This window comes from Paraburkholderia bonniea (genome assembly GCF_009455625.1).
GTDB classification, from domain to species: Bacteria; Pseudomonadota; Gammaproteobacteria; order Burkholderiales; family Burkholderiaceae; genus Paraburkholderia; species Paraburkholderia bonniea.
In genome coordinates, this window is sequence record NZ_QPEQ01000001.1 from 1,419,276 (window position 1) to 1,433,434 (window position 14,159).

Consider the following 14,159-nt stretch of genomic DNA (forward strand, 5'->3'; position numbering starts at 1 on the left):
GGATGGTAACGGCCACGAAGACGCCGGTTAAACGGACGGCGTCCAAAACAGGCGCCGCAGCAGCAAAAAAAACGCCGCGTGCGCGAGGTGCTGCGGCCAGCAAAGCCGCAGCGGGCGAGGCTAGGCTTGACACCGCCAGGGCTGTGCCGAACAGCGCGGCTGATGCGGTTGTTGCAGCAAACGAGACAGCGCAAGTGACCCGGGCGGTGGCAAATGCAGCGGCGAAAGCTGAGGTAAAGGCTGCCGCATCGCGTCCGGCCGCGCGCGTGTCTCGGGCCAAAGGCAATGGCGCATTGCCCGAGGCTGGCAGTGGGACTGAAGTTGCAGTTCCGGTACAACTCGGTGGTTCGGTGCCGGAGATCGTACGTCCTGCGTATTGGGACAAAGCGTGTGGTGATCTGGTCAAACGCGACCGAATTCTCAAAAAGCTGATTCCGAAGTTTGGCCCAGTGCATTTGCTGAGCCGGGGTGACCCGTTTGTCACGCTGGCGCGGTCGGTGGTTGGGCAGCAAATTTCTGTCGCATCGGCGCAAGCGGTGTGGCAGCGGATCGAAACGGCCTGTCCCAGGCTGGCACCGCAGCAGGTTATCAAGCTGGGGCACGACAAGCTGATGGCGTGTGGCCTGTCAAAACGCAAGACCGAATACATTCTCGATCTGGCCCGGCATTTCGTCTCGGGGGCATTGCATGTGGGCAAATGGACCTCGATGGATGACGAGGCAGTCATTGCCGAATTGACGCAGATCCGGGGCATTGGCCGCTGGACTGCCGAAATGTTTCTGATCTTTAACCTGTCGCGGCCCAACGTCCTGCCGCTTGATGATCTCGGCCTGATTCGGGCGATTAGCGTGAATTACTTTAGTGGTGAGCCCGTCACGCGCAGCGAAGCACGCGAAGTGGCGGCGAACTGGGAACCATGGCGCACTGTCGCCACCTGGTATATGTGGCGCAGCCTCGATCCGTTGCCGGTCGATTATTAATGAAATGGTTTCTCAGCTATTGATTTTTAAATTCAATAGCTGAGAGGTGATTTTGACTGAAGTGTGCGCAGGTAGAATGCGCGTTGCCGGTAAGTCCAAGGATGATATTCAATGAAGACCACGTTTCTGGATTTCGAGCAGCCGATTGCTGAACTCGAAGCGAAGATCGAAGAATTGCGCTTCGTGCAGGACGATTCGGCCGTCGATATTTCGGAAGAAATCGAGCGGCTCTCGAAGAAAAGCCAGCAGCTCACGAAAGACCTGTACGCGAACCTGACGCCGTGGCAGGTGTCGCAAATTGCCCGCCACCCGCAACGTCCATACACGCTTGATTACGTCAGTGAGCTATTCACCGATTTTCATGAATTGCACGGCGATCGCTCGTATGCGGACGACCTTGCGATTGTGGGTGGTCTGGCGCGTTTTAGTGGCCAGCCGTGCATGGTGATTGGCCAGCAAAAAGGCCGTGATACCAAAGAGCGGGGTTTGCGCAATTTCGGCATGCCGCGCCCGGAAGGCTATCGCAAGGCAGAACGGCTGATGCGCCTCGCTGAGAAATTCAGCTTGCCGATTTTCACGTTCATCGACACCCCTGGCGCGTACCCCGGCATCGGCGCGGAAGAGCGCGGCCAGTCGGAAGCGATTGGGCGCAATTTGTACGTGATGGCCGAGCTGAAAACGCCGATTATTTCCACCATCATCGGTGAGGGTGGCTCGGGCGGCGCGCTGGCGATTGCGGTTGGCGACAGCGTTTTAATGCTGCAATTTTCGACGTATTCCGTGATTTCGCCAGAAGGCTGCGCATCCATTTTGTGGAAGAGCGCGGCTAAAGCACCGGAAGCGGCCGAAGCGCTGGGTTTGACTGCGCATCGTCTGAAAGCGTTGGGCTTGATCGACAAGATCGTGGCTGAGCCATTGGGCGGCGCGCATCGTGATGTGAAAGGCATGGCAGCATTGCTGCGCCGTGCGCTGTCCGATACCTTGCGCCAGTTCCAGGGGATGAGCATTGCTGAACTGCGTCAGCGTCGTTTTGAGCGTTTGATGGCTTACGGCAAATTCAAGGAAACGGCACCTGGCGTTTGACTGGATTGTTTGACGTGTTAAGCGACGAATCACGCCGGGCTGGGTTTGTCGCACAGGCATATGCCACCCTGGCTGTGCTTCGTTGCCTCGCTTCCTCGTTACCTCGCTGCTTCCTTCCTGACGTTGTGACTCCATTTGCTGACTCCCCCGCTGACCGCCTCATCACTGAGGCGCTTGGCGTAGCGCTTGCCGCGCTGCCTGCTTCAGCCAGAATTGCGCTTGCCTTCAGTGGCGGGGTTGATTCGTCGGTGTTGCTGGACGCGGCGGTTCGAGTGGCAGGTGCTGCGCGCTGCGTTGCGCTGCATATCCATCATGGCTTAAGTCCAAACGCGGATGAATGGCTGGCCCATTGCGCGGCGTTCGCACAGGCGCGTGGCGTGACGTTTGCTGCAAGCCGCGTCGAGGTGCCGCGCATAGCTGGCGAAAGTCTTGAGGCGATGGCGCGTGAGGTCCGTTATCGGGCGCTTGATGCGCTGTGCCAGACGCATCAGGCCGACGCGTTATGGCTCGGCCAGCACGCAGATGACCAGGCTGAAACGGTGTTGCTGCAGTTGCTGCGCGGCAGTGGTCTGGCTGGGCTCGCGGGCATGGCGGCTGAGCGCTTGCCAGATGATGCCGCGGCATCAGTTGTGCGGATGCGGCCTGTACTGCACGTGCTGCGGGCGCAGCTGGAGCAGTACGCTGCGGGCTGGAATTTGCGCTGGATCGAAGATGAATCTAATGCTGATACGCGTTATGCACGGAATGCATTGCGTCACGAGGTTGTGCCTGTGTTGACGGTGCATTTCCCCGGGTTCCGGGATGCGCTGGCGCGCACGGCAGCGCATGCCGCGACCGCGCAAGGCTTGCTTGAGGCGCTGGCGCAGATTGACCTGCAGGCGGTTGCACAGGATGAGCGCACGTTGTCGCATGAAGCCTTGTTGATGCTCGACGATGACCGTGCACTCAATCTCTTACGTTACTGGATTCGCACGTGCGGGCTGCCGGCACCTTCCACGGTTCGTTTGAAGGACGCGTGGCGTCAGTTACGCACGGCTCGGGAGGGGCACCATCTCCGTATCGATCACGCGGGCCAGGCGTTGCGTAGCTATCGCGGCAAGCTCTATTGGGAAGCGGGTGACAGCGCCGAAGCCGCCGACGAAACCGCGTTGCTCGAGCGTGCCGTGAGTGAGCTTGTGTGGCAGGGCGAGTCGATCTGGCATTTGCCGCAATGGCGCGGCACTTTTATCTTTTCGGACACATCGGCTGGTGACCCGCATGCGGTGCCACTGGCGCTGCTGGAGCACGCGGTTCTGACGGTTCGCTCACGGCGTGGCGGAGAGCGGTTGCGACGTGAGCGCTCGGGGCCAGGCCGCACGCTCAAAAATCTTTTCCAGGAACAAGGCGTGCCCGCATGGAAGCGGGACGTTCCGCTGCTGTTCGTGGGCGATGAGCTGTTGTTCGTGCCGTTGCTTGGTGTGAACCAGGCCGCATGGACGGCCTTTGACGTTGAGCATGGCGCAATTGCAATTGATGGACGCTATTTGCGGATCGAGTGGCGTGAAGATTTGCTGCTTGCCTGACGAGTTGACCCAAGTCCTCTCCCGAAATCACGTCAGTATTGCGCCCGGCCTTTATCCCTACACGGTTTGCGGCTTGTCTTTTATGTTTCGATCGGGTACGTTTACCCGTTTGTCCGGCTCGCTTTGGTGCGTTGTGGGTGATTGATACTGATACGGCTGGCTCGCATCTAGCGCAGTTTTAAGCCGCATTTCTCGATTGCCAGCGTGCAGGCAGTGCAGGGGGTACAGGCACATAGCCTCTGAAGGCGCGCTGATAGTGCTGTAGGTTAGTGCGGCAATTCACGAGTCAGTCTGCTTGCGTTGCATGGGTGTTCCGGCATTTTTTTCAGCGTTTTCAGGTGCCATTTTGGGTGGCAGGCACACATTCCTTTCCGGCGCGGTAGCGCGGTTTTTCCTCCAGTTTCCAGTTCAGAACGACAATGGCACTCATCGTACATAAATACGGCGGTACTTCGATGGGCTCGGTCGAGCGCATCAAAAATGTCGCAAAGCGCGTCGCCAAATGGCACAAGGCGGGTCACAAGATGGTCGTGGTTCCATCGGCGATGTCCGGTGAAACCAATCGTTTGCTGGGCCTTGCCAGAGAAATTTCGCCGCAGCCCAGCCCACGCGAGCTTGACATGATTGCTGCAACGGGCGAGCAGGTGAGCGTCGGATTGCTGGCGATCGCGTTGCAGGAAGCTGGTGTGGATGCAGTCAGCTACGCGGGCTGGCAAGTGCCGGTGAAGACCGATAGCGCCTTTACCAAGGCACGTATTAGCGACATTGATGGCGAGCGCGTGTTGCGCGACCTCGATGCAGGCAAGGTGGTGGTGATTACCGGCTTTCAGGGGATTGATCCCGATGGCCACATCACCACGCTTGGCCGGGGCGGCTCCGATACCTCGGCAGTTGCGGTGGCGGCGGCGTTGAAGGCGCAAGAGTGTCTGATCTATACCGATGTCGACGGGGTTTATACAACCGACCCGCGAGTGGTGGAAGAAGCGCGCAGACTGGACCGTGTGACCTTCGAAGAAATGCTGGAAATGGCCAGCCTCGGGTCGAAGGTTTTACAGATTCGCTCGGTTGAATTCGCTGGCAAGTATCAGGTCAAGACACGCGTGCTTTCCAGTCTGACCGACCCATTGATCCCGCTTGAGACGGAAATGACCTCGGGCACCCTGATTACTTTTGAAGAAGACGAGACCATGGAAAAGGCAGTTATCTCGGGCATTGCATTTCAACGCGATGAGGCTCGTATCGCCGTGATGGGTGTGCCGGACAAGCCAGGCATTGCGTATCAGATCCTGGGCCCGGTGGCCGATGCGAATATCGACGTCGACATGATTATCCAGAACCAGAGCGTGGAGGGTAAAACCGCTTTCACGTTCACGGTGGGCCGTGGCGATTATCAGCGGGCGATGGATATTCTGACGGGCCAGGTGAAGTCCCACGTCCAGGCTGAGCAGGTGCTCGGCGACCCAAAGGTATCGAAAGTTTCGGTGGTGGGTGTGGGCATGCGCTCGCATGTCGGCATTGCTAGCACGATGTTTCGCACGCTGTCGGAAGAGGGCATCAATATCCAGATGATCTCGACCTCTGAAATCAAGATATCGGTGCTGATCGACGAGAAATACACCGAGCTTGCCGTGCGCGCGCTACACAAGGCATTTGATCTGGACCACTCGTAACGCGGCTGCGGGCGGGCGGTTTCGGTGAAAGTGTAGGTGGCGGATTCATGAGCACATCCCCCGCGCAGTCACCGAATGCTTTGCGAGATAAAAAGTGCATCGCAAAAATTGACCTTGGCTCGCTAACCCGCTATGATCTTGGCTTCGTCGCACTGACTCCCTGTGCGAGCGAAAGTTTGGGAGACGTGGCCGAGAGGTCGAAGGCACTCCCCTGCTAAGGGAGCATCTGGGCCAAAACCTGGATCGAGGGTTCGAATCCCTCCGTCTCCGCCAGAAGTGGTGGCAAACCCCCGCAAGTTTTAGGACTTGCGGGGGTTTTGTTTTTTTGCGGGGCAAAAACAAGCGTGTCATTGGGCTAGCTGCTCCATCCTTTGCTGGTCGCAACGCATTTCAAATGCGGCTGCAAAGACGGCGAAGGTTAAAACCGCGATGCCTCAAAAATGGAATGGGCCGCTTAGGGAAACCAGTGTCTGCCCGGAGAGTTCTCCCGGCTATCTCAGCGAAGCAGTAGGAAGGCAGGAGCACGCATTGGTGGTGCTGCAAAGCGGCGCTGGGCGGTCCGCTGGTTGCTCTTCAGTCAGTTTGATGTGCGTAGAAACCAATGCTTAGTGATTCTGGGACCGGGCCCCCAGTCGATACAAGTGGGCCGATGATACTGACAGGCTCCCTTCGTTGCTTCGGCTTTCCGCCAGGACATCAAGCAGCGCAAGCCTTAAAAACATTCTCATCACTCTCCACTTAAGCCCCACGCCCTTTGCGCCGCTCTCCCCAAACCCGCAACCGGTCCATATACAAATAAACAACCGGCGTCGTATACAGCGTCAGCATTTGGCTAACAATCAGTCCACCGACAATCGCAATGCCCAGCGGGGCGCGTAGTTCAGCGCCTTCACCACGGCCAAACGCGAGCGGTAATGCACCCAGTAACGCCGCCGCGGTGGTCATCATGATCGGCCGGAACCGCAGTAAGCAGGCCTGATGGATGGCATCACGCGAGGACATCCCCTTGCGCGATGCGGCAATGGCAAAGTCGACCATCATGATCGCGTTCTTCTTCACGATGCCGATCAGTAAAATCACGCCGATCAGCGCAATGATGCTGAACTCGGTGCGAAACAGCAGCAGCGCCAGCAGTGCGCCAACGCCCGCTGATGGCAGCGTCGACAGAATCGTCAGCGGATGGATGTAGCTCTCGTAAAGCATCCCCAGCACGATATACACCGCTGCCAGTGCAGCAAGAATCAGCAGTGGCTGGTTCGCCAGCGCACTCTGAAACGCTTGAGCGGTGCCCTGGAAGCTGCCATGAATGGTTCCGGGTACGCCAATTTGCGCCATGGTTTCGTTGATCGCCGCCGTGGCTTCGGACAGCGAGCGGCCCGGTGGCAGGTTGAATGAAATCGTCGAGGCGACAAACTGGCTTTGGTGGTTCACCGCTAGCGGGGTGTTGCCTGGCCCAAAGCTGGCGATGGCCGAGAGCGGAATCATGCCTTCTTTCGCAGTCGAGACCGCTGAGCCGGATGAGGCGCTCGATTTGCCGCTGGCCGCGATCGCATTGGTCGCCTGATTGCGTGCGGCATCGCCGGCGATGCTGGCCGCACTGGTGGCGGTGGTGCCGCCTGTGCCGCCGGTTGCGGCCTGGGCTGGCCCGGCGCTCACGGTGCCTGCGGTGGCGTTGGTGAGTTGCGCGCCGCTAGCGTTGCCGCCCGAGGTGCTGATGTAAATCTGCTTGAGCATCTCGGGGCTTTGCCAATACTTGGGCGCGACTTCCATCACGACGTGGTACTGGTTTAGCGGGTTGTAAATGGTCGATACCTGGCGCTGGCCAAATGCGTCATACAAGGTGTTGTCGATCTGTGAGGGCGTGATGCCAAAGCGGGCGGCGGTGGCCCGGTCAATGGTCACCATGGCTTCAAGGCCGCCTTGCTGCTGGTCGGAATTGACATCGGCTAGTTCGGACCGTGCCTGTAGCGCTTCCGTGAGTTTCGGCCCCCATTTGTAGAGGTCAGCGCTTGAGTCAGCCAATAGCGTGAACTGATATTGCGCGTTCGATTGCCGCCCGCCGACGCGGATATCCTGCACCGCTTGCAAGAAGGTTCTCGCGCCCGCGACATCGGCCAGCGGCGCGCGTAATGCCTGGATGACCTGATCAGCCGAGAGCGTGCGTTCGCGCTTGGACTTGAGCACGACAAACATGAAGCCGGAGTTGGTCTGCCGTCCGCCGGTGAAGCCCACGACGCTTTCCACCGCTGGATTAGCCTGGACGATGCGCATCATGTCGGCGAACTTCACTTTCATCGCCTGAAACGAGGTGCTCTGGTCAGCCTGGATGCCGCCCACCAGACGCCCGGTGTCCTGCTGCGGGAAAAACCCTTTTGGCACGATGACGTACAGCCAGAGATTGAGCCCGATGGTCGCCAGCAACGTGATGAGCACCAGGCGCGGATGGCGCAGGGCCCAGCCCAGCGTGTGTTCATAGCCACGCTGCAGACGGTTGAAGCCGCGTTCGAGCCAGCGTCCGAAACGTCCTTCGTCACGTTGCTGGTGGGCTTCCGGCAGCAAGCGCGAGCACATCATCGGGGTCAGCGTGAGCGACACCAGTAGCGATACGCCGATCGCCAGCGAGAGTGTCAGCGCGAATTCGCGGAAGAGCCGTCCGACGATGCCGCCCATCAACAGGATCGGCAGAAATACCGCCACCAGCGAGAGACTGATCGAGAGCACGGTGAAGCCGACTTCACGTGCGCCCAGAATCGACGCGCGCATGCGCGGCACGCCGTTCTCGATATGGCGCGAGATGTTCTCCAGCACCACGATGGCGTCGTCCACCACGAAGCCGGTGGCAATCGTGAGCGCCATTAGCGAGAGGTTGTCAATCGAAAAACCCAGCAGGTACATCGCACCGAAGGTGCCGATGATCGAGATCGGCACGGCCACGCTGGGAATCAGCGTGGCGCGCCAGTTGCGCAGGAATAGGAACACCACCATCACCACCAGGGCCACGGCGATGATGAGTGTGTGCTCGGTGTCTTTCAGCGAGGCGCGGATGGTGGTCGAGCGGTCAGCGGTGGGAGTGACTTCGACGTCGGCGGGCAGCGATGCGCGCAATTGCGGCAGCATGCTTTTGACGCGGTCGATGGTTTCGATGATGTTCGCGCCTGGCTGGCGGTACAGGATCACCAGCACCGAACGCTTGCCGTTCATCAGGCCTAGATTGCGCAGGTCTTCTACTGAATCGACGACTTCGGCGACATCCGAGAGCCGCACGGCCGCGCCGTTGCGGTAGGCGATCACCAGATCACGGTATTGCGCTGCGTGGCTGGCCTGGTCGTTGGTGTAAATCTGCACCCGGTTCGGGCCGAACTCGATTGCGCCTTTGGGGCTATTGGCATTGGCCGCCGCTAGCGCCGCGCGCACATCTTCGAGACCGATGCCGTAATGAAACAGCGCTTGTGGTTCAAGCTCCACTCGCACCGCCGGATTGGCCGAGCCGCTCACATCCACTTCGCCTACGCCGTCCACCTGGGACAGCGACTGTTGCAGCACGGTCGCGGCCGAGTCGTACAGTTGCCCAGCGGGCAGGGTGTCGGAGGTGAGCGCGAGAATCAGGATCGGAGCGTCGGCGGGGTTGACCTTGTGGTACGTGGGGTTGCTGCGCAGGCTGGCGGGCAAGTCGGCGCGGGCGGCGTTGATGGCGGCCTGGACGTCGCGCGCTGCGCCGTCGATGTCGCGGTTCAGGCCGAACTGCAATGTGATGCGTGCTGTGCCGATCGAGCTGGATGAGGTCATCTCGGTGACATCGGCAATCGTGCCGAGATGCCGCTCAAGCGGGCCGGCGACGCTGGTCGCTACCGTCTCCGGGCTGGCGCCTGGCAGGCTGGCTTGCACCGAGATGGTCGGGAAATCGACTTGTGGCAGCGGCGCGACCGGTAGCCGGACGAACGCGAAAATGCCCGCCAGCGCGATGCCGAGTGCCAGCAGCGTCGTGGCGACTGGGCGCTTGATAAAGGGGCGTGAGAGGTTCATTGCGGTCAGGTTGTGCGGTCGCGGGGGCGCTCGTCTGGCGTAGCGGTAGCGCTAGGGCGCGATGTCGCTGGCGGGGGTGGGCGACGCTGCTGGGGGCCGCTGAAACCGCCTGCGTGCGCGCTGTGCGAGCGAATCAAACGCGAGATAGATCACGGGCGTGGTGAACAGCGTCAGTAACTGACTGACGATCAGCCCGCCCGCAATCGCAATGCCCAGTGGCCGCCGCAATTCGGACCCGGCACCGCTGCCGAGAATCAGCGGCAGTGCGCCGAGCAGCGCCGCCAGTGTCGTCATCAGAATCGGCCTGAAGCGCAGCAGGCACGCTTGATAGATCGCTTCGCGCGCTGGCTTGCCTTGTTCGCGTTCGGCTTCGAGCGCGAAGTCGATCATCATGATCGCGTTTTTCTTCACGATGCCAATCAGCAAAACGATGCCAATGATGCCGATGATGTCGAGATCGTGGCCGGTGAGCAGCAGCGCCAGCAGTGCGCCGACGCCCGCGGATGGCAGCGTCGAGAGAATGGTCACAGGATGGATAAAGCTCTCGTACAGCACGCCCAGCACGATATACATCGTGACGATCGCCGCCAGAATCAGGAATAGCTCGTTCGAGAGCGAAGCCTGAAAGGCAAGCGCCGCCCCCTGGAAGCGGGTTTGAAATGACGGGGGCAACTGGATCTCGCGTTCGGCTTGCTCGATGGCTTTTACTGCGGCTCCGAGCGATGCGCCAGGCGCCAGGTTGAACGATATGGTGGTTGCGGGGAACTGGCTGAGATGTGTGACCAGCAGTGGCGCGGGGCGCTCGTGGAAGGTGGCGATGGCGGACAGCGGCACCTGGCCGCCCGTTGAGGTGGACGAGGGCAGGTAGATCGAATTCAACGATTCAACGTAATGCTGCATCGCCGGTTCGGCTTCGAGGATCACCCGGTACTGGTTGGACTGGGTGAAGATCGTCGAGATGATGCGCTGGCCAAACGCGTCGTACAGCGCGTTGTCGACGGTGGCGGGCGTGATGCCATAGCGTGCGGCGGTGGCGCGGTCAATTTCGATGTACACCGACTGGCCGTTGTTTTGCAGATCGCTGGCGACGTCGGCGAGTTCCGGCGCGGCTTTCAGACGCTCCAGCAGGCGTGGCACCCACAGCGTGAACTGGTCCGCGTTCGGGTCGGTCAGCATGAACTGGTATTGCGTGGCGCTGACGGTCGAATCAATCGTCAGGTCCTGCACAGGTTGCATATAGAGCGTCGCGCCGGGCAGGTGGGCCACGTCGTGCTGCAACTGGCGAATGATGTCGCTGGCAGACGCGCTGCGTTCGTCGCGGGGTTTCAGGTTGATGAGCATGCGCCCGCTATTCAGCGTGATATTGGTGCCGTCCACGCCGATAAACGAAGTCAGGCTTGCCACGTCGGGATGCTTCAGGATCTGGGCGGCGAGCTGTTGCTGACGCTCGGCCATGGCCGCGTACGAGACCGATTGCGGTGCCTGGGTGATGGCCTGGATCACGCCAGTGTCTTGCACCGGGAAAAACCCTTTGGGAATGAACAGATACAGCACGCCGGTGAGGACCAGCGTCAGCACCGCGACCAGTAGCGTCGCACGCTGGCGCTCCAGCACCCAGGTGAGCGCGACGGCGTAGCGCGCAATCATGCCGTCGATAACGGCACGCGTCCAGGCTTCGAAGCGAGCTTCGAAACGATGTTTCTGCGACTGCGGCGCATCGGCTGGCGTGTGGCGCAGCAGCTTCGCGCACAGCATCGGCACGAGGGTCAGCGAGACCACTGCCGAGATCACGATGGTGACCGCCAGCGTAATGGCGAACTCATGAAATAACCGGCCCACTACGTCGCCCATGAAGAGCAGTGGGATCAGCACGGCGATCAGCGAGACCGTCAGCGAGATGATGGTGAAGCCAATCTGCTTTGAGCCTTTGAGTGCCGCTTCGAGAGGGGGATCGCCGGCCTCGATATAGCGCGCGATGTTTTCGATCATCACGATGGCGTCGTCCACCACGAAGCCGGTGGCGATGGTGAGCGCCATTAAAGACAGGTTGTCGAGCGAGAAATTGCACAGATACATCACCGCTAGCGTGCCGATCAGCGAGAGCGGCACGGAAAGGCTTGGAATCAGCGTCGCATACAGGCTGGCGAGAAACAGATACATCACCAGCACCACCAGCACCACTGCCAGCAGCAATTCGAACTGCACGTCACGCACTGAGGCGCGAATGGTGGTGGTACGGTCGGTGACGATTTTCACGTCGAGCGCGGCGGGCAGTGAAGCCTGCAGTTTCGGCAGTAACGCCTTGATGTTGTCCACCACCTGGATCACGTTGGCACCCGGCTGGCGCTGCACGTTGAGGATGATCGCGGGCGTCAGGTCAGACCATGCGCCGAGCTTGGTGTTTTCCGCGCCCTGAACCACACGGGCGACGTCGGTCAGCATCACCGGGCGGCCGTCTTTGTAGGCGATGACCGCGCGTTGGTAAGCGGCAGCATCGGTGAGCTGGTCGTTGGCATTGATGGTATAGGCGCGCGATGGCCCATCAAAATTGCCTTTGGGGATATTGACGTTCAGGTTGGAGATGGTGGTGCGCAGATCGTCCAGATTGAGGCCATAAGACGCCAGTGCCCGGGGGTTCGCCTGAATCCGCACGGCAGGCCGCTGGCCACCCGACAGGCTGACGAGCCCAACACCGGCGACTTGCGAAATTTTCTGCGCCAGCCGGGTATCGGCGAGGTTTTGCACCTCGGTGAGCGGCAGTGTGGCCGAGGTCAGTGCGAGCGTGAGGATCGGTGCATCGGCTGGATTGACCTTGGCGTAAATCGGTGGCGCGGGCAGATCGGATGGCAGCAGGTTGCCTGCCGCGTTGATGGCCGCTTGCACTTCCTGTTCAGCGATATCCAGCGGCAGGTCGAGACTGAACTGCAGCGTAATCACTGACGAGCCTGCTGAGCTTTGCGACGACATCTGGTTGAGTGACGCCATCTGTCCGAACTGACGTTCAAGCGGTGCGGTGACCGATGACGTCATCACATCGGGGCTGGCACCCGGGTAAAAGGTTTGCACCTGGATCGTGGGGTAGTCCACTTCAGGCAGGGCGGAGAGGGGCAAAAAGCGTAGCGCGACGAGGCCGACCAGCATGATCGCCGCCATCAGCAGGGCCGTGCCAACCGGGCGCAGGATAAAAATACGGGAGGGATTCATGCGTGCTTCGGCTGCCGTGGGTGCTTAGGGTGTTTAGGGTACTTAGGGTGCCGTGGGCGCATGCCGCGCTGCCGCAGCGCTGGACGTGCCCCGGCTAGCGTGGGCGCTCCGGGCGGAGTGGCTGGTCTGGGTGCCGCTGGCAGCCTGGCCAGTGCGCGGCTGATCGGCCGGAATGGTGATGGCCGCGCCTTCTTTCAGGCGGTCGGAGCCGTCGATCACCACCCGCTCGCCAGCGCTCAGACCAGACTGGATGCTGGTGCGCTCACCGTCGATGGGGCCAACCTTGACCTGGCGCACCGTGACCGTGTTATCCGGTTTGACGACATAGACGAACTGTCCCGTCGAGCCGTTTAGCACGGCGGGCGTCGGCACGATCACTGCATCGTGCAAGGTATTGACCAGCAAGCGGGTATTGACGAACTGATTAGGAAACAGCTTGTTTTCCGCGTTGGTAAACGTGGCTCGCAGTTTCAGAGTGCCGGTGGTGGTGTCGATCTGGTTATCGAAGGTTTCGAGCACACCGGTTTCGAGTGGCGTGGTGTTGCTACGGTCATAGGCGGTCACCGACAGCTTTTTACCCGCGAGCATTTGTGTCATGACGGGCGGCAGATTGTCTTCAGAGGTGGTGAAGATCACGCTGATGGGTTGCAACTGGGTAATCACCACAATGCCGGTGGCCAGCCCCGGCGTGACGTAATTGCCCGGATCGACCTGGCGCAGCCCCACCCGGCCCGACACCGGCGCGGTAATGCGGGCATAGGTCAAATCGAGCTTGTAGGTGTTGATATTGGCGCGGTCGGACTGAACAGTGCCTTCATATTGTTTGACGAGTGATGCCTGGGTATCGACTTGCTGGCGTGCAATCGAATCCTGGGCGAGCAAGGTCTGATAGCGCTTCAGGTCGAGGCGTGCGGTTTGCAGCAGGGCTTCGTCGCGGGCCAGCGCGCCCTGGGCATTGGCGAGCGAAATTTGATAGGGGCGCGGGTCGATCTGGGCGAGCAAGTCGCCTTGTTTGACCATCTGGCCTTCACGGAACGCGACGCTTTGCAGCACGCCGCTCAACTGGGTTTGCACGGTAACGGTGGCTAGTGGCGTGACGGTGCCAAGGGCGTTGAGCACGATTGGCATGTCGCCGTGCGCGGCGGTGGCGACACGCACGGGTTGCTTGAGTGCCGCCATGCCGCGCGCTCCGCTGCGGCCAGTTGCGGCATGTGGCGTGCTGTTGCTGGCCTTGCTGCGCCATGGCTGCCAGAGCGCCAGTGCGACGGCGGCCACGATGAGTGCGATGACGATCAGCCAGGTGATGCGGCGGCGGTGCCGCTGCTGGTCGACAGAGGCTGCGGTGCTGGGTCTGGCCTGGGCTGACGGCGCGCGAGCGGGATGGGTGAGCGGTGAGGTTTGGGTGGGGGGCGATTTGGGTGAGTCGTCCATCGGTGCGGTCTGGTGGCTAGCGTGAGAGGGTGCCGACGGGCGGCCTGGTAGGTGGTGCGTTGCAGATGCACTGCAGGTGACTGATTGCCTGACGCTGCTGGCCCGGTAATGGCGCATCCGGGTATGACCGCCTGGCCCGCCAGCATGCGGTGTGACTAGCTTGCCGCGATGGCCTGCGCGCAACAAAGGCATGATGCTACGTCGCC

The 14,159-nt window shown here is 60.6% G+C and carries 7 protein-coding genes and 1 tRNA gene; 5 read left to right on the plus strand and 3 right to left on the minus strand.

Annotated elements, in window-relative coordinates:
* Positions 1–2 precede the first annotated feature (2 nt).
* The 5 genes from GH656_RS06230 (at position 3) to GH656_RS06250 (ending at position 5,568) form a co-directional block, all read left to right on the plus strand.
* Entirely contained in the window at positions 3–980 is a 978-nt protein-coding gene (locus GH656_RS06230; protein ID WP_153075075.1) for a DNA-3-methyladenine glycosylase family protein, read from the plus strand.
* Between the two features lie 111 nt (positions 981–1,091).
* Positions 1,092–2,063 carry an acetyl-CoA carboxylase carboxyltransferase subunit alpha gene (locus GH656_RS06235; RefSeq protein ID WP_153075076.1) on the plus strand — a complete coding sequence of 324 codons (972 nt, stop codon included), beginning with the start codon at positions 1,092–1,094 and terminating at the stop codon, positions 2,061–2,063.
* Between the two features lie 125 nt (positions 2,064–2,188).
* Positions 2,189–3,625: a tRNA lysidine(34) synthetase TilS gene (gene tilS, locus GH656_RS06240; protein WP_153076582.1), complete on the plus strand. Its 1,437-nt coding sequence runs from the start codon at positions 2,189–2,191 to the stop codon at positions 3,623–3,625.
* A 419-nt stretch (positions 3,626–4,044) separates the two neighbouring features.
* Positions 4,045–5,295, plus strand: a complete 1,251-nt coding sequence (locus GH656_RS06245) for an aspartate kinase (protein ID WP_153075077.1) — start codon at positions 4,045–4,047, stop codon at positions 5,293–5,295.
* 179 nt (positions 5,296–5,474) lie between these two features.
* Positions 5,475–5,568: transfer RNA gene (locus tag GH656_RS06250), tRNA-Ser, on the plus strand.
* Positions 5,569–6,033: 465 nt separating this feature from the next.
* On the opposite strand, the gene GH656_RS06255 is transcribed toward GH656_RS06250, so the two are convergent.
* From GH656_RS06255 to GH656_RS06265, 3 genes are read right to left on the minus strand one after another with little or no spacing between them, the layout of a single operon-like run.
* Positions 6,034–9,318 (minus strand): efflux RND transporter permease subunit, encoded by a 3,285-nt coding sequence (locus GH656_RS06255; protein ID WP_153075078.1) that lies wholly within the window; start codon positions 9,316–9,318, stop codon positions 6,034–6,036.
* Between the two features lie 51 nt (positions 9,319–9,369).
* Positions 9,370–12,522 carry an MdtB/MuxB family multidrug efflux RND transporter permease subunit gene (locus tag GH656_RS06260; RefSeq protein WP_153075079.1) on the minus strand — a complete coding sequence of 1,051 codons (3,153 nt, stop codon included), beginning with the start codon at positions 12,520–12,522 and terminating at the stop codon, positions 9,370–9,372.
* Positions 12,523–12,564: 42 nt separating this feature from the next.
* Positions 12,565–13,953: an MdtA/MuxA family multidrug efflux RND transporter periplasmic adaptor subunit gene (locus GH656_RS06265; RefSeq protein ID WP_153076583.1), complete on the minus strand. Its 1,389-nt coding sequence runs from the start codon at positions 13,951–13,953 to the stop codon at positions 12,565–12,567.
* Between the last annotated feature and the right edge of the window lie 206 nt (positions 13,954–14,159).